Source organism: Rhizobium sp. FG96 (assembly GCF_057808655.1).
This window is the reverse complement of the sequence record NZ_JBMDIL010000006.1, coordinates 227,966-243,387: the sequence shown is the minus strand read 5'-3', so window position 1 is coordinate 243,387 and position 15,422 is coordinate 227,966. Positions and strand designations below refer to the sequence as shown.

Annotated in this window: 15 protein-coding genes; 9 read left to right on the top strand and 6 right to left on the bottom strand. The window is 63.6% G+C overall.

What is annotated here, in order from left to right; translation table 11 throughout:
- The first annotated feature begins 89 nt into the window (after positions 1-89).
- From ACODR6_RS14260 to ertB, 5 genes are all read left to right on the top strand, one after another.
- Complete coding sequence (locus ACODR6_RS14260) at positions 90-1,673, top strand: aromatic amino acid lyase (protein WP_199626033.1); 1,584 nt, start codon at positions 90-92, stop codon at positions 1,671-1,673.
- 25 nt (positions 1,674-1,698) lie between these two features.
- Entirely contained in the window at positions 1,699-3,081 is a 1,383-nt protein-coding gene (ertD, locus tag ACODR6_RS14255; protein ID WP_489022728.1) for a hydantoin-5-propionate amidohydrolase, read from the top strand.
- Positions 3,078-4,340 (top strand): Zn-dependent hydrolase, encoded by a 1,263-nt coding sequence (locus tag ACODR6_RS14250; protein ID WP_489022727.1) that lies wholly within the window; start codon positions 3,078-3,080, stop codon positions 4,338-4,340. The genes ertD and ACODR6_RS14250 overlap by 4 nt, the downstream gene beginning before the upstream one ends.
- Positions 4,340-5,437, top strand: a complete 1,098-nt coding sequence (gene ertC, locus ACODR6_RS14245) for a thiohydantoin desulfurase (RefSeq protein ID WP_489022726.1) — start codon at positions 4,340-4,342, stop codon at positions 5,435-5,437. Before ACODR6_RS14250 ends, ertC begins: the two co-directional genes overlap by 1 nt.
- Positions 5,438-5,623: 186 nt before the next feature.
- Positions 5,624-7,285, top strand: coding sequence for a thiourocanate hydratase (gene ertB, locus ACODR6_RS14240; RefSeq protein ID WP_489022725.1), 1,662 nt, complete (start codon positions 5,624-5,626; stop codon positions 7,283-7,285).
- 15 nt (positions 7,286-7,300) lie between these two features.
- Here ertB and ACODR6_RS14235 read toward each other — a convergent pair whose 3' ends face one another.
- The 4 genes from ACODR6_RS14235 to ACODR6_RS14220 form a co-directional block, all read right to left on the bottom strand.
- Complete coding sequence (locus tag ACODR6_RS14235; protein ID WP_199626028.1) at positions 7,301-7,702, bottom strand: GFA family protein; 402 nt, start codon at positions 7,700-7,702, stop codon at positions 7,301-7,303.
- Entirely contained in the window at positions 7,699-8,181 is a 483-nt protein-coding gene (locus ACODR6_RS14230) for an SRPBCC family protein (protein ID WP_199626027.1), read from the bottom strand. The genes ACODR6_RS14235 and ACODR6_RS14230 overlap by 4 nt, the downstream gene beginning before the upstream one ends.
- Complete coding sequence (locus tag ACODR6_RS14225) at positions 8,171-8,506, bottom strand: metalloregulator ArsR/SmtB family transcription factor (protein ID WP_130279231.1); 336 nt, start codon at positions 8,504-8,506, stop codon at positions 8,171-8,173. Before ACODR6_RS14225 ends, ACODR6_RS14230 begins: the two co-directional genes overlap by 11 nt.
- A gap of 85 nt (positions 8,507-8,591) precedes the next feature.
- A complete protein-coding gene (locus tag ACODR6_RS14220; RefSeq protein WP_489022724.1) occupies positions 8,592-9,833 on the bottom strand; it encodes an MFS transporter in 1,242 nt (413 codons plus the stop codon).
- A 114-nt stretch (positions 9,834-9,947) separates the two neighbouring features.
- Between ACODR6_RS14220 and ACODR6_RS14215 the strand changes: the two genes are divergently transcribed.
- Positions 9,948-10,820, top strand: coding sequence for a LysR family transcriptional regulator (locus tag ACODR6_RS14215; protein WP_489022723.1), 873 nt, complete (start codon positions 9,948-9,950; stop codon positions 10,818-10,820).
- On the opposite strand, the gene ACODR6_RS14210 is transcribed toward ACODR6_RS14215, so the two are convergent.
- Positions 10,817-11,719 (bottom strand): LysR family transcriptional regulator, encoded by a 903-nt coding sequence (locus ACODR6_RS14210; protein ID WP_489022722.1) that lies wholly within the window; start codon positions 11,717-11,719, stop codon positions 10,817-10,819. The genes ACODR6_RS14215 and ACODR6_RS14210 overlap by 4 nt on opposite strands.
- A gap of 115 nt (positions 11,720-11,834) precedes the next feature.
- Between ACODR6_RS14210 and ACODR6_RS14205 the strand changes: the two genes are divergently transcribed.
- Both ACODR6_RS14205 and ACODR6_RS14200 read left to right on the top strand, forming a co-directional pair.
- Positions 11,835-12,599, top strand: coding sequence for an SDR family oxidoreductase (locus ACODR6_RS14205; RefSeq protein ID WP_489022721.1), 765 nt, complete (start codon positions 11,835-11,837; stop codon positions 12,597-12,599).
- Between the two features lie 104 nt (positions 12,600-12,703).
- Complete coding sequence (locus tag ACODR6_RS14200) at positions 12,704-13,453, top strand: SDR family oxidoreductase (protein ID WP_130279236.1); 750 nt, start codon at positions 12,704-12,706, stop codon at positions 13,451-13,453.
- A 42-nt stretch (positions 13,454-13,495) separates the two neighbouring features.
- On the opposite strand, the gene ACODR6_RS14195 is transcribed toward ACODR6_RS14200, so the two are convergent.
- A complete protein-coding gene (locus ACODR6_RS14195) occupies positions 13,496-14,356 on the bottom strand; it encodes an NmrA family NAD(P)-binding protein (protein WP_489022720.1) in 861 nt (286 codons plus the stop codon).
- Between the two features lie 118 nt (positions 14,357-14,474).
- Between ACODR6_RS14195 and ACODR6_RS14190 the strand changes: the two genes are divergently transcribed.
- Positions 14,475-15,374 (top strand): LysR family transcriptional regulator, encoded by a 900-nt coding sequence (locus ACODR6_RS14190; RefSeq protein ID WP_489022719.1) that lies wholly within the window; start codon positions 14,475-14,477, stop codon positions 15,372-15,374.
- The last annotated feature ends 48 nt before the right edge of the window (positions 15,375-15,422 follow it).

The window sequence follows — 15,422 nt, the reverse complement described above, 5'->3', positions numbered from 1 at the left end:
CAGGCATAAAGCAGCATGCTGTGTTCGGCATTTGGGATATCCCATGATGTGAGACGCTCGCTTAGTCTCGCCTTCAAGGAGACCAGCAGATGAAGCATGAACGCCCCGGCATCGAACTATCCGGCCAACCCCTCGGCTTTGCCGAGATGGTAAGGATCGGGTCGGGCAAGGTGGCGCTTTCGGCTTCGGCAGCGGGCATGGCGCGCGTCGAGCATGCGCGCTCGATCGTCGAGGATGCGATCGATGCGGGCGTTCCCGTCTACGGCTCGACGACCGGCGTCGGGGCCATGAAGGATGTCGAGTGGTCGAATGACGAGCTCGAAGCCTTCAATCTCGGCCTCGTGCGCGCCCACCATTTCGGCACCGGCACACCCTTTTCCTGCGCCGTCGTGCGCAACGCGATGGCGATCCGCATCAATACGGCGCTGACGGGACAGGTCGGCTGCACGCCGGAACTCATCGAAGCCTATATGCGGCTGCTGGATGCCGATCTTATCCCGCTGGTGCGCCGCACGGGATCGATCGGCTGCGCCGATATCGGCCTGATGGGGCAGATCGGCGCCGTGCTGACTGGCGTCGGCGAAGCCGTCTATCGCGGCAAGCGCATGCAGGCGGCCGAGGCCTTCCAGGCCGCCGGTCTCGAACCGATCAAGATGGCGCCGCGCGACAGCCTTGCTTCGCTCAGCGTCAATGCCGTGAGCTTCGCGGCTGCCGGAGAGGCGACGCGCAATGCCGCCGCCTCGATCCGCGTGCTGCTGGCGACCGGTATGATGGCCTCTGGCGCTCTCGGCGCTTCCCGCGATCCGTGGAAGGCCGTGCGTCATGTCGGCACCGCTCGCGAAGCGCTGATCGGCTCCTGGCTCTGCAATGCCTCGGAAGCCTGGAACTGGCCGGTTGCCACGCATGTTCAGGATCCTCTCAGCCTGCGCATGGTCGCCCAGGTCTTCGGCGCGGTGATCGAGAACCTGCTGTCGACGGGCCACAAGATCCTGGCCGCCACCGGCCGCTCGGACGACAACCCTGTCGTCGTCGAGGGACGTGTCATGACCTCTGGTGGTTCTCTGCCGCTCGACGTGACGATCCTGCTCGAATCCGCCGCGCTCTGCATGGCGCATGCGGCGCGCAATGCCTTCAATCGCTGCGTCATTCTCGGCAACGGCCAGCGCCGCGATCTGCCGGTCAATCTCGTTCCGCCCGGCCGCATCGCAACCGGTTTCGGCCCGATCATCAAGCTTGCCGGCGAAATTTTCTCGCGCGTGCTGTCGATGTCCAATCCGGTTTCGGCGCAGTCGCTGGTGGTCGCCGCCGGCCTTGAGGACGAGGCAGCCTTCCTGCCGCTGGTCATCGAGCGTTTCGAGCGCCAGATGCGGGCGCTGCGGCGCCTTGCGGCGCTGGAAGCCCTGCTCTCGGCGCAGGCGATCGACATTCTCGGTGACGAACCGCAAGGCGTTGCGAAGATGATCTACGATCTCGTGCGCAGCCACGCCGCCTTCTACACGGTCGACCGGCCGCTTTCGGCTGAAGTCGAGGCGATCGAGGAAGAACTCGGCTCCGACGCCTTCATCTCGAAGCTGATCGGCGAAGTGCCGATCGCATCCTTCGACGATTTCTTCGCCCTCGGCTCGCTGGAGCGCATCGAGGAACGGCTCGCAAGCGAACCGATGGTTCTCTGACAACAACAGCATCTGGAGGCGCCGCATGGCTGATTTCGATCTCGTTCTGCAAGGGACTGTCGTCCTGCCCGAGCGCATTCTGGAACAGGGCTATGTCGCCGTGCGCGACGGCAAGATCGCCGAAGTCGGCGTCGGCGTTCCGCCCGCGGCAAAGGAGCGCCATCTGCTTGGCAAGGCGCTGATCCTACCCGGCGCGATCGACGCCCAGACGCATTCGCTCTCGCAGAAGGACCAGGAAGATTTCCTCTGGTCGACTCGCTCAGCCGCGGCTGGCGGTGTCACGACGATCGTCGACATGCCCTACGACGAAGGCAATCTCGTTTGCTCCGCCGCGGCGGTAAAGAAGAAGGTGGATCACGCGAGCCCGCAGGCCCGCGTCGATTTCGCGCTCTACGGCACCGTCGATCCAGAGGAAGGTGCCGCCCGTATCCGCGAGATGGTGGATGCCGGTGTTGCCGCCTTCAAATTCTCGACCTTCGGCACGGATGCCAAGCGCTTCCCGCGTATTCCCCCGGCCCTGCTCGATGAATGCTTCGCCGCGATCGCGCCGACCGGCCTGACGGCTGGCGTGCACAACGAGGATGACGAGGCGGTCCGGACCTATATGGAGAAGGTCAAGGCGAGCGGCATCACCGACTGGCGCGCCCATGGCCTGTCGCGCCCGCCGATCACCGAACTGCTTGCTATGCACACGATCTTCGAGACCGGCGCCAATACCGGCTGCCCCTCGCATGTCGTGCATTGCTCGCTCGGCCGCGGCTATGACATCGCGCATGCCTACCGCCGCGATGGCTTCGAGGCGACCGTCGAATGCTGCATCCACTATCTGACACTGGACGAGGAAAACGACGTCAAGCGCCTGGGCGGCAAAGCCAAGATCAATCCGCCGATCCGTCCGCGCGCCGAAGTCGAGACGCTGTGGCGCAAGGTGGCCGAAGGCAATGTCTGGCTGGTCTCGACCGACCACGTCAGTTGGTCGGAAAACCGCAAGACCAATCCCGATATGCTCGCCAACTCCTCCGGCGTGCCCGGACTGGAAGCCATGGTGCCGCTTTTCGTGAAAGGCGCGCTGGAACGCGGCGTTTCGCTGACCTGGGCCGCGAAGCTGATGGCCGCAAATCCCGCAAAGCATTTCCGTCTCGATCACATCAAGGGCGCGCTAACGCCCGGCAAGGACGCCGATATCGTCGTGCTGGAACCGCGCGAGATGGTCTATGATGCGGCAGCGAGCGGCAACAGTATCGTCGGCTGGAGCCCCTATAACGGCATCCGCTTGCCCTGGACCGTTTCCGCAGCCTATCTGCGCGGCGAAAAGATAACCGATGGCGCCAAGGTGCTTTCCGAGCCCGGCAACGGCAAGTTCGTCCGGCCCCTGCCCCGTCATGTCATTGCTGGAGAAGTCGCATGAGCCGCAACCTGCCCGTCAACGCCGGACGTATCGCCGAAGATATCGATGCCCTGGCAAAGATCACCGAGCCCGATCATCCCTGGACGCGCCGCGCCTTCTCGCCTCTCTTTCTGGAGGGACGCGCCTATATCGAGGCGCGGATGAAGGCAGCCGGTCTTGAGACGCGGATGGACGCCGCCGGCAACCTGATCGGCCGCCGTGCGGGCGCAAAGCCCGGCCTCGGCACGATCATGGTCGGCTCGCATTCCGATACCGTGCCTGACGGCGGCCGCTTCGACGGCATCGCCGGCACGATCACGGCGCTCGAAGTGGCCCGCTCGCTGAAGGACCAGAACATCCAGCTCGATCATGATCTCGAGATCATCGACTTCCTGGCCGAAGAAGTCAGCATCTTCGGTGTCTCCTGCATCGGCAGCCGCGGCATGACCGGCCAGATCCCCGAGGCATGGCTTTCGCGCACCAACGGCGACCGCACGCTTGCCGACGGCATCACCGAAGTCGGCGGCGATCCGGCAACGTTGCTCTCCCAGAGCCGCCCTGATCTGAAAGGCTTCCTCGAACTTCACATCGAGCAGGGGCCGATCCTGGAAAACGAAAAGAAGGATGTCGGCATCGTCACCGCGATCGCCGGGATCACCCGCATCGAAATCACCGTCGAGGGCCGCGCCGATCACGCCGGGACGACGCCGATGGATGGGCGCGCCGATGCGTTGGTCGCCGCCTCGCAGCTGGTGCTCGATATCCGCAACGCCGCCGCCGAGCGGGCGAAGACGCCCGGCCATTTTGCCGCAACCGTCGGCGAATTCCGCATCGAGCCGAACGCCGCCAATGTCGTTCCCTCGAAGGTCGTGCTGCTGATCGACGGCCGCGCCGAAATCCGCGGCGACATGGAAGCCTTCTGCGAGTGGCTTGATGCCCATGTGATCAAGCTGGCGATCGCGCAGGGCGTGACGATCAAGTCGCCGAACCGCGTTTCCGACAATTATCCGACGCCCGGCGATCCGCGCCTTCTGAAGATCCTGGAGCAGGCCTGCGACACCGTTGGCGCCAAGCATCGCCGCATGGCTTCGGGCGCCGGTCATGATACCGCCTGGGTCGCCAAGGTGGCGCCTGCGGCGATGATCTTCGTGCCCTGCAAGGAAGGCCGCAGCCACTGCGCCGAGGAGTGGGCCGAGAATGACGACATCGCGCTTGGCGCCGCCGTGCTGTTCGAGGCTGTACGCAACATGGACAAGAGCTTGAACGAGGAGAAGGCTTGATGGGACGCATACTCGTTGAGAAAGACGTCGAGGCTGCCGTCAAGGGCGGGTCCGTCTATGCGGCTGGCGGTGGCGGCTGGGCCGACCACGGCCGGATGCTCGGCTATGCGGCCGTCAATGTCGGCAAGCCGGAACTGGTCTCGATCGACGAATTGAAGGACGACGACTGGATCGCGACTGCCGCGGCGATCGGCGCGCCGGCCTCGACCACGCCCTGGGAAATGCAGGGCATCGATTACGTCAAGGCGGTGCAGCTGCTGCAGGACGAGCTTGGCGAAAAGCTTTCCGGCCTGATCATCGGCCAGAACGGCAAGTCCTCGACACTGAACGGCTGGCTGCCCTCCGCCATTCTCGGCACCAAGGTCGTGGATGCCGTCGGCGATATCCGCGCGCATCCAACCGGCGACATGGGTTCGATCGGCATGGCGGGATCACCGGAACAGATGATCCAGACGGCAGTCGGCGGCAACCGTGCCGACAACCGCTATATCGAGCTTGTCGTGAAGGGCGCGACGGCGAAGATTTCGCCGATCCTACGCGCTGCCTCCGATCAGTCGGGCGGCTTCATAGCCTCCTGCCGAAATCCGCTGCGGGCCTCCTACGTACGCAAGAATGCGGCACTCGGCGGCATCTCCATGGCGTTGGCGCTCGGCGAGGCGATCATCGCGGCCGAGAAGAAGGGCGGCTCCGCCGTCATCGACGCTATCTGCAAGACAACGGGCGGCCATATCCTGACCGAGGGCATCATCACCAAAAAGGATGTCGTCTACACGAAGGAAGCCTTCGACATCGGCACCGTCTCCGTCGGCGCCGGCGATAATGCGGTAACGCTGCATGTGATGAACGAATACATGGCGGTGGACGATGCGGACGGGAAGCGCGTCGCGACCTTCCCGTCGGTCATCACCACGCTGTCGCCCGAGGGAGAACCGCTCTCCGTCGGCCAGCTGCAGACGGGCATGCATATCTTCATCCTGCATGTGCCGATGGATATCATCCCGCTCTCGGCAAGCGTTCTCGACCCGACCGTCTACCCGCCGGTGGAGAAGGCCATGGGCATCGAGATCGCCCGGTATGCGCTGGGGGCGCGGGCTTGAGCTGAGCATCTCTTCTCCCCAGCAGGGAGAAGATGTCCGTCAGGACCGATGAGAGGGCGAGCGCCGGAAACGCGAGCGGCCGAGCGAAAGTGAGGCCGAGGACTTGGCCCCCTTATCCGACCCCTTCGGGGCCACCGTCTCCCCGCGGGGAGAAGGGAAAGTCGAAATCAAACGAGGAACACCGAGATGCCGAAGCCGAACCCACGCCATCCGAAATTTCCGATCCCGGGCGGACCGGAGCTGCGCGCCAAGGGTTGGCGGCAGGAAGCGTTGCTGCGGCTTCTCGAAAACGTGCTCTCTGTCGGCGAGGATCCTGACAATCTCATCGTCTATGCCGCGCTCGGCAAGGCGGCGCGCAACTGGGCGGCCCACAAGGGCATCGTCAAGGCACTGACCGAGATGGACGAGGACCAGACGCTGCTGATCCAATCCGGCAAGCCGATCGGCCTGGTGAAGACCCATGCGAAGGCGCCGCTCGTTATCATGGCCAACTGCAACATCGTCGGCCAGTGGGCGAAGGCTGAGGTATTCTACGAGCTGCAGCGAAAGGGCCTGATCTGCTGGGGCGGCCTGACGGCCGGCGCCTGGCAATATATCGGCAGCCAGGGCGTCATCCAGGGCACCTATGAGATCTTCATGCGGATTGCCGAGCGGCGTTTCGGCGGCGACCTTTCCGGGCGCTTCGTGCTGACGGCTGGCCTCGGCGGCATGGGCGGCGCGCAGCCGCTCGCCGGCCGCATGGCGGGCGCGGCTATCCTCTGCGTCGATATCGATGCCGAGCGGGCGAAGAAGCGCCAGGAGATCGGTTACCTGCAGGAGATAGCGCCCGACCTCGATACGGGGCTGAAGATGATCGACGATGCCGTGAAGCAAAAGCGGGCGCTGTCCGTCGGCCTCGTCGGCAACGCGGCGGAAATCTACCCGGAGATCGCCCGCCGCGGCATCGTGCCTGACGTCGTCACCGACCAGACTTCGGCGCATGACCTCGTCTACGGCTACGTGCCGAAGGGCATGAGCATCGCCCAGGTGAAAGAATTGCGCGACGACGGCCAAGGCCAGCTGATGGCGGCCAGCCGCGCCTCGATCGTCCAGCATGTGACGGCGATGCTCGACTTCCAGAAGAAGGGTTCAGAGGTTTTCGACAACGGCAATCTGATCCGCACCCAGGCGAAGGAAGGCGGCGTTCAGAACGCTTTCGACATCCCGATCTTCACCGAAGCTTACCTGCGGCCGCTGTTTGCACGCGCTATCGGCCCGTTCCGCTGGATGGCGTTGTCTGGAGAGGAAAGCGACATCGCCCGGATCGACGATCTGCTGCTCGAGATGTTCCCCGACAACAAGATCATTACCAACTGGATCCGGCTGGCGCGTGAGCATGTACCCTTCGAGGGCCTGCCTGCGCGCATCGCCTGGCTGGGCCACGGCGAACGCACGGCGCTGGCGCGGCGGGTCAACGAACTGGTCGCAAGCGGCGAACTCAAGGGACCGGTCGCCTTTTCGCGCGACCATCTCGACGCCGGTGCGATGGCGCATCCCAACATCATGACCGAGCGCATGAAGGACGGCTCCGACGCCATCGCCGACTGGCCGCTCATCGACGCGATGATGCTGTGCTCCTCGATGGCCGATCTCGTCGTCGTCCACTCCGGCGGCGGCGGCTATGCGGGTTACATGACGAGCTGCGGGGTCACGGTCGTTGCCGACGGTACAGTTGATGCCGATGAGCGGCTTGATCACGCGCTGACCAACGACACAGCGCTGGGCGTCATGCGCTATGCGGATGCGGGTTATGAGGACGCGCTTGATGAGGTGGCCAAGAAGGACGTGCCGTATATCCGGCTTGATTGACCTCCTGATGCGGCATCAGAGATGCCGCGTCTCCTCCGGCGGCGTGTCATAGCGCTCATGCAGGCCATCGACATAGGCGACGGGGGCGTTGACGAGCTCGTCAGCCGTGGCGTCATCGAGGCAATTGACGGCGACAGCGAAGAACGTGCCGAGGGCTTCGTTTTCGCCCCAGGCATAGGAGCTGACGCCGCAATTCCTGCAGAAGAGATGATGCAGCTTACGGGATGCGAACTGATATTCGCCAAGCGCTTCCCTGCCTGAGAGCAAGCGGAAGTCTTCGGGCGATGCCACCGCGAGCCAACTGCGCTTCTTCCTGCAGACGGAGCAGTTGCAGCGAAAGGTGCCCGCCTGGAGGTCGAGCGCGGTTTCGTAGCTGACTTCGCCGCAGTGGCAGCTGCCATGATAGGTCTTCTTCATGATGCTCTCCTCCCTGCTTGCTCCTCAGCATAGGCCGCCACCTTATCGAGCGCTTCCGCCCAGCCGCTGCTCTGAAGCTTGAATTCCGTGTCGCTTGGCAGTTGATGTTTGCGGAAGGTGAGCTTCGTCCTGCCGCCCTTATCTTCCAACTCCACAATCGCCTGCATCTCGTGTTCCGGCTGACCGGCCGAATTCTCCCAGGCGAAAGTGAAGACCAGCCGCTCGGGCGGGGTGATCTCGATGTAGCGGCCGCGGCTCCAATATTCCTTGCCATCAGGCGCGAGGATGCAGTGACGCCAGGCACCGCCTTCGCGCAGATCGACGGAGACGGATGGCGCCGAGCAATTGTGCGGACCCCACCATTTCAGCAGGTGCTCCGGCTCCGTCCAGAGACGGAAGACGAGTTCGCGCGGGGCATCGATCTCGCGCACCAGCACGATTTCGCGGCTCCGCACAGCCGGGCTGACATCACTTGCCATTCTCTTCCTCCTTTTTCAGGCTCGCGGCATAGGCTTCGAGCTTGTCCAGGCTTTCGCTCCAGAAAACGCGGTAGTTCTCAAGCCAGTCGTCGACGACACGCAGCGATGCCGGCTCCAGCCGGCAGGGCCGCCATTGAGCTTCTCGGCCCTTCGATATGAGCCCGGCATTCTCCAGCACCTTGAGATGCTTGGAGACGGCGACCAGCGACATGTCGAAGGGTTCGGCAAGCTCCGATACGGATGCCTCTCCCGAGGCGAGCCGGGCGAGGATTGCCCGCCGTGTCGGATCGGCCAGTGCCGAAAAGGTCGCGCTCAAGTGGTCCATTATTTACCCATTAGATTAATTAACTTATAGGTTAAATAATGGATGATGCGGTGCCAGTCAAGGCCTCTGTGTCAGATGGCGATTGCTAGACGCGCGCTGCCTTTGAAAGACGCCTTGCGCCATAGGCGCAAGCGAAGGCGCAGAGCAGCATGGCGAGGGTGAAGAAGACCACGGCCGACCAACCCTCAGCGGAGAAGAACCAGCCGCCCGCCGAGCCCAGGACGCTGGAGCCGACATAGTAGGCAAGCATGTAGAGCGAGGAGGCGTGGCCCTTGGTGCCCTTCGCCAGCTTGCCGACGAGGCCGCTGGCGATCGAGTGGCTCATGAAGAAGCCGCTTGTCAGCACGATGATGCCGAGGATGATGACGGGCAGCGAGGCTGAGAGCGTCAGCGCGCTTCCGGCAGCGGTGACGGCAAGGCCGGTCAGGAGCACGGCGAAGTGGCCGAAGCGATCACCAAGGATTCCGCCGATCGACGAGGCGCCGATGCCGAACATGTAGACGGTGAAGATAAGGCCGAGTTCGGTCTGCGTCAGTTCATAGGGCGGCGCGACGAGACGGAAGCCGGCGTAGTTGTAGATCGTCACGAATGAACCCATCGCAAGGAAGGCGATCGAAAAGACGAAGGGCAGCGCCGGATTTTGGAGATGGCCGGCCCAGGCTTTCAGATGAAAGCGCGGATCGAAGCCGGGGCGGCGGATGAAATTGCGCGAGGCCGGGAGGAGGACGATGAAGCCGATGGCGGCAGCGAGACCGATCACACCCATCAGCGCCATGGCGGGACGCCAGGTCAGGTATTCGGCGAAGATGCCTGTCAGCACGCGGCCGGACATGCCGCCGAAGGCCGTTCCCCCGACATAGAGGCCCATCGTGGTGCCGAGGCCCCTCGGATCGATCTCCTCGGCGAGATAGGCCATGGCGACGGCGGGCACACCGCCGAGCACAAAGCCCAGCAGAGCCCGGAGCACCAGCAGAATATGCCAGTTCGGCGCGAAGGCCGCGGCGATCGTCAGCACTGCGGCACCGACCAGCGAGATCGACATCAGGCTGCGGCGGCCGAGACCTTCAGATACGGCGGCGGCGCAGATGATGGCGACGGCGAGGAAGCCGGTGGACAACGAGAGCGCCAGCGAGCTCTGGGCCGGGCTCACCGCATAGTCGGAAGCGAAGACCGGCAGCAGCGGCTGGACGCAGTAGAGCAGCGAGAAGGTGGAGAAGCCGGAGAGGAACAGCGCCAGGCTGGCCCGCCGGTAGGGCTGCGTGCCGCGCGTCAGATATTGCTTGGCGGGCGGCGCTTCCGTCACCTCGATCGGGGAAATATCGCTCATTCTTGCTGCTGTCTTTGGCATGTCAGGCGCCTTTCATCCCTGATCTAGCCAGCGAGGCTCAATTTGTCCAATATATGGAACTGTCATTCTCAATATGTTTTGGAGATACCGGGCATGGAGCTTCGGCACATTCGCTACTTTCTTGCAGTGGCCGAAGAGGCGAATTTCACGCGGGCGGCGGCGAAGCTCGGCATCGGGCAGCCACCGCTCAGCCAGCAGATCCGCGATCTGGAGGCGGAGATCGGGGCGGCGCTCTTCCATCGCGTGCCGCATGGCGCGGAACTGACGGCGGCCGGTGAGGCATTCCTGACCGAAGCCAAGGCGTCGCTCGCCTCCGCAGAGAAGGCGAAGCTTGCGGCACAGCGCGCCAATCGCGGCGAGACAGGGCGCCTAGCGCTTGGCTTCACGGCGTCCTCGGCTTTCAATCCTGTTGTCAGCGCCACGATCCGGCGCTTTCAGGCGCAATGGCCGGATGTGCGGTTGTCGCTCACGGAGCTCAATACGCTGTCGCTGATGGAAAAACTGCATCGCGGCGCGCTCGACGCCACCTTCATGCGGCCGAGCCTCGACGATCCGCCCGGCGTGCGGCTGAAGCGGCTGGCCGACGAGCCGATGGTCGTTGCCCTGCCCGCAAGCCATCCATTGGCGAAGCGCGAGACTTTGCCACTGGCGCTGCTGGCAACGGAGCCGTTCATCCTCTTCCCGCGGCTGGTCGGTCTCAGTCTTTTCGACGATGTGGTGCTCGCGTGCCGCAAGGCCGGCTTCGAGCTCACCGTGGCGCAGGAGGCGCCGCAGATTTCGTCGGTGGTCAATCTGGTTGCCGCCGAGCTCGGCGTCTCGATCGTTCCGGAGTCGATCGCGCAGATCAAGCTCGATGGCGTCGCCTACCGGCCGATCGAAGGACCGCCTGCCGTTGCGCGGCTGGCACTTGCTGTGCTGAAGACGCAGCGGTCGCCGGTGACCGAGAACCTCATGAGCCTTCTCTAGCGGCGCTCCCAATAGGGCGGATCGCCGAAGGCCTTGCGCAGGTGATCGGCAATGGCGCGCAGTTTTGCCGAGGGGTTCCGGCCCTCGGGATGCGCCATATAGATGAATTCCGGCTCCGGCTTCTCGCCCACATCGATCTCCGCAAGGCTGCCCTCGCGGATCGCCGGTCCGGCGATGAAGGCCGGAAGCAACGCGATGCCGAGGCCGGCGATTGCTGCATCGCGCAGCATGTCGCCATTGTTCATGCCCATGGAAAGATGCGCGCGAACGACCTCCGTGCCATCGGCCGTCTGGAAGCGCCAGTCGGCAACACCGCGGTTGGTGTAGAAGAGACCGCGATGCTCCTGCAGATCTGCGAGCGTGCGCGGAATGCCGGCCTTTGCGAGGTAAGTAGGCGAGGCGACTAGCATCCGGCGGCTCGGCGCCAGCTTCCAGGCGACCAGGCGGGAATCGGCTATCGGCCCGTTGCGGATGATCGCGTCATAGCCTTCCGATGCGGCATCGACGCGGCGGTCGTCGATATCGAGCGTCAGCGATATTTCCGGGTGCTCCGCCAGAAAGGGATAGAGGGCGGGCCCGAGATGCATGCGCCCGAAGGTGACCGGGGCGGCGATCCGCAGCGGCCCGGCAAGCGTGCCGCGGCGTTCGGCCATGGAAGCCGAGGCTTCATCGATCTCGTGGATGATGCGAAGCGCCCGCTCCAGAAAGGCCGTCCCATCCTCCGTCAGTGTCAGTTTGCGGGTCGTGCGGTGGAGCAGCGTGCCGCCGAGGGTTTTCTCCAGCTCGGCGAGCCTTTCGCTGACCACCGACTTCGACAATCGCAGGCGTCTGGCCGCCTCGCTGACCGATCCTGCCTCCACCACCGCGACGAAAGCCGCGATCCCCTCAATCCTGATCATCGTTCGGTATTTCCGAATTCGAGTTCCACTACTTGGAGACTAATCCGAACGAAAAGAAAATGCCATCTTCCACTCATCGAAGGGGCACAACACCCCGCAACAAGGAGATGGAACAATGAACCGCCTGAACAACAAAGTCGCAATCGTCACCGGCGCTAGCTCCGGTATAGGCCGCTCGACGGCCAAGCTCTTTGCCGCCGAAGGCGCAAAGGTTGTCGTCGGCGCCCGCCGCCAGGCTGAACTCGAAAGCCTCGTCGCCGAGATCAAGGCCGACGGTGGCGAAGCCGTTGCCGTTGCCGGTGACGTCCGCTCGGAAGATTATCACAAGGCGCTGGTCGCTGCCGCCGTTGCCAATTACGGCAAGCTCGACATCGCCTTCAACAATGCCGGTACGCTCGGCGAGGCCGGCCCCAGCACCGAGGTTTCTGAAGCCGGCTTTGCCGACACGCTGACGATCAACCTGACGGCATCGTTCCTGGCAGCCAAGCACCAGATCGCCGAAATGACAAAGCATGGCGGCGGCTCGGTGATCTTCACCTCGACCTTCGTCGGCTACAGTTTCGCCTTCCCGGGTGTTGCCGCTTACGCCGCCAGCAAGTCCGGCCTGATCGGCCTGACCCAGGCGCTTGCCGCCGAATACGGCCCGCAGAATGTGCGCGTCAACTCTGTGCTGCCGGGCGCGGTCGATACCGACATGTATCGCGAAATGAACGACACGCCTGACAAGAAGGGCTTCGTCACCAACCTGCACGCCCTGAAGCGTGTCGCCACCCCGGAAGAGCTTGCCCGCTCGGTTCTCTACCTCGCTTCCGACGATTCGAGCTTCGTGACCGGTACTGCCTCGCTGGTCGATGGCGGCGCATCGATCACCCGCACCTGACGAACGGGCGCGATCATCCGCATTCTTCGAAAGAAGGGATGGTCGCGCCTTCCATTTTCGTATGAATATCCGGCGCGTCAGCCCCCACCCAAAGGACCATCATCATGTCACGCCTTGCAAATAAGACCGCCCTCATCACCGGCGGCACCAGCGGTATCGGCCTTGAGACCGCTCGCCAGTTCATCGCTGAAGGCGCCCGCGTCGCCATCACCGGCAGCAGCGCCGCGAGCGTCGAAAACGCCCGCAAGGAATTGGGTGAGAAGGCGCTGGTCATCCAGGCCGATGCAGGCAACGCCGATGGCCAGAAGGCTGTCGCCGATGCCATCAAGAATGCCTTCGGCCATCTCGACATTCTCTTCGTCAATGCCGGTATTGCCGAATTCAATCCGCTCGAGCAGTGGACGGAAGCGGCTTTCGACAAGTCGATTGCCATCAATGTGAAGGGACCGTTCTTCCTGATCCAGGCGCTGCTGCCGCTCTTTGCGAAGGGCGCGGCGATCGTTCTGAACACCTCGATCAACGCCCATATCGGCATGCCAAACTCCAGCGTCTATTCGCTGACCAAGGGCGCTTTGCTGACATTGGCGAAAACGCTGTCCGGCGAACTCATCGGCCGCGGCATCCGCGTCAACGCCGTCAGCCCCGGCCCGATTGCCACGCCTCTCTACAGCAAGCTCGGCAGCTCGGAAGCCGAGTCCAAGGCGATGACCTCGCATATCCAGAGCCAGATCCCCACCGGACGCTTCGGCGAGCCCTCCGAGGTCGCCAAGACCATCATCTTCCTGGCATCCGATGAAGCCGCCTATATCGTGGGTAGCGAACTGATCATCGATGGCGGGATGAGCAATCTCTAAGACCAAGAAGGCCGCGGCACTGATCTGCCGCGGCCTTTTTCATCAACCGCGTTCTACCAGCGCGCGGATGGCGGTTTCGAAGGTGGTCCCGCCCTTGCGCGATCCGGCCTCGCCGCCCTCGAACTCGATCCAGCCTTCATTGAAGCCATCGAGCATGCGCATGCGGGGTCCGGGGTTTTGCATGCCCTGGCTGCGGAACAGGGCCTCCCACGCATCCCGCTCGACCTTCTCGGCATGCACCGGACGGCCGAGCACCGTAGAAAAGGCTTCGGCCATCTGCAGCGGCGTGATGCGGTAGGGACCTTCGAGCTCGACGATGCGCTTGCCGGTCCAGTCCTCCTGCAGCATTTCGGCGGCAACGGCGCCGACATCGCGAACGCCCACCATTGGAACGGGCTTATCCAGCGGCTGCAGGAAGCTCGGCATCACGCCGTCCCGCGCCGGGGCGATATCCCACACCGAGTTTTCCATGAACCAGCCGGCGCGCAGAAAGGCGACCGGCATGGGCAGTTCAGACAGAGCCTGCTCGACGAGGCCGAGTTGCGTCAGCAGATTTTCTTCCTTTGCCTGAGCGCCGATCGTGGACAGGCAGACGACCTTCTTCGGCGCCGCCTTCACCAGAGCTGTCTTCAAAGCTTCGATGATGAGCTTTGCCTGCGGAAAGCCCGGTGCCGGATCGAAGGCCGGCGGGATCAACAGGAAAACGGCTTCCGCTCCGGCAAAGGCATCAGCAAGCGCCGCTGCATCCGTCATCTCGGCGATCGCTATTTCGGCACCGCGTTCGCGCCAGCTTCCTGCCTTCTCCTCATTGCGCATGACGGCGCGCACGGGCAATCCGCGCACCAGCAATTTCTCCCCGACGACGGCGCCGACCTGGCCCGTTACTCCGGTTACAGCAAACATGTTCGAACTCCTTCTGACAGCGGCCTGTGCCGCGATGACTAGAAGATGCGCCAAAGCCGCCTTTGACTGAATTGCGCTTTTGTCAGATAATTCATGACTAAAAATCAGGAATTGAATGATGTTTGACGGACGATTGCTGAATGGGGTCAGCGTGCTGGCCGCCGTGGTCGAGAGCGGCAGCTTTGCACGGGCAGCCGAGGCACTGGGGCTGACGGCATCGGGGGTCAGCCGGGCGGTGGCGCGGCTCGAGAGCCGGATCGGCGTACGCCTGCTCGACCGGACGACGCGGTCATTGCGGTTGACCGATGACGGCGCGCGCTTCTACGAGCAGGTGGTGCCGCTGCTTGGCGGCATCGAGGAAGCGGCCGCCTATGCCGCCGGAACGACGCAGGCGGTGCGCGGGCGGCTGCGGATCAATGTCGATCCTTATTTCTCCAGACTGATCCTGGCGCCGAAGCTCGGCCTCTTTCTCGACCGCTATCCCGACCTGCAGATCGAGGTGGTGACGCGCAACGAGATCGGCGATCTCGTGGCCGACGGCATGGATGTTGCCGTGCGCTTTGGAGAGATTCCCGCGAAGAGTTCGCTGATTGCCCGCCAGCTGTTTCGCACACGGGTGATCACGGTCGCAGCTCCATCCTATCTCGCGAAACATGGCACGCCGAAGGTGCCGGCCGATCTCGCCGATCACACCTGCATCCAGTATCAGGATCCGCTGACCGGCAGGCCTTTCAAATGGGAGCTCAGGCGTGGAAGCAAGGTGGTGCCGATCGAGACGCGCGGCCGCGTCCTCGTCAACGATGCCGGCACGACGCTCGCGACTTGCCTTGCCGGGATCGGCATTGCCCAGGTCTTCTCGCTCGGCATGAAGCCCTATCTCGACAGCGGGCAGCTGGTCGATCTCTATCCGGATTGGCCGGACGAGACCTTCCCGCTGCATTGCTTCTATCCGTCCCGTCATCATGTGCCGGCCAAGGTTCGCGCCTTCATCGATTTCTGTGTCGAAATCATCGGCTAGATGTCGCGGCTGAGACTTGTTTGGCCGATGCCCGCGGCCTATCAAGAA

Excerpts from the sequence above, each read along its gene's own strand:
- ertD (WP_489022728.1), top strand. The coding sequence starts at position 1,699 with ATGGCTGATTTCGATCTCGTTCTGCAAGGGACTGTCGTCCTGCCCGAG.
- ACODR6_RS14250 (WP_489022727.1), top strand. The coding sequence starts at position 3,078 with ATGAGCCGCAACCTGCCCGTCAACGCCGGACGTATCGCCGAAGATATC.
- ACODR6_RS14260 (WP_199626033.1), top strand. The coding sequence starts at position 90 with ATGAAGCATGAACGCCCCGGCATCGAACTATCCGGCCAACCCCTCGGC.
- ACODR6_RS14235 (WP_199626028.1), bottom strand. The coding sequence starts at position 7,702 with ATGAAGAAGACCTATCATGGCAGCTGCCACTGCGGCGAAGTCAGCTAC.
- ACODR6_RS14200 (WP_130279236.1), top strand. The coding sequence starts at position 12,704 with ATGTCACGCCTTGCAAATAAGACCGCCCTCATCACCGGCGGCACCAGC.
- ACODR6_RS14220 (WP_489022724.1), bottom strand. The coding sequence starts at position 9,833 with ATGAGCGATATTTCCCCGATCGAGGTGACGGAAGCGCCGCCCGCCAAG.
- ertB (WP_489022725.1), top strand. The coding sequence starts at position 5,624 with ATGCCGAAGCCGAACCCACGCCATCCGAAATTTCCGATCCCGGGCGGA.
- ertC (WP_489022726.1), top strand. The coding sequence starts at position 4,340 with ATGGGACGCATACTCGTTGAGAAAGACGTCGAGGCTGCCGTCAAGGGC.
- ACODR6_RS14190 (WP_489022719.1), top strand. The coding sequence starts at position 14,475 with ATGTTTGACGGACGATTGCTGAATGGGGTCAGCGTGCTGGCCGCCGTG.
- ACODR6_RS14195 (WP_489022720.1), bottom strand. The coding sequence starts at position 14,356 with ATGTTTGCTGTAACCGGAGTAACGGGCCAGGTCGGCGCCGTCGTCGGG.
- ACODR6_RS14230 (WP_199626027.1), bottom strand. The coding sequence starts at position 8,181 with ATGGCAAGTGATGTCAGCCCGGCTGTGCGGAGCCGCGAAATCGTGCTG.
- ACODR6_RS14210 (WP_489022722.1), bottom strand. The coding sequence starts at position 11,719 with ATGATCAGGATTGAGGGGATCGCGGCTTTCGTCGCGGTGGTGGAGGCA.
- ACODR6_RS14215 (WP_489022723.1), top strand. The coding sequence starts at position 9,948 with ATGGAGCTTCGGCACATTCGCTACTTTCTTGCAGTGGCCGAAGAGGCG.
- ACODR6_RS14225 (WP_130279231.1), bottom strand. The coding sequence starts at position 8,506 with ATGGACCACTTGAGCGCGACCTTTTCGGCACTGGCCGATCCGACACGG.
- ACODR6_RS14205 (WP_489022721.1), top strand. The coding sequence starts at position 11,835 with ATGAACCGCCTGAACAACAAAGTCGCAATCGTCACCGGCGCTAGCTCC.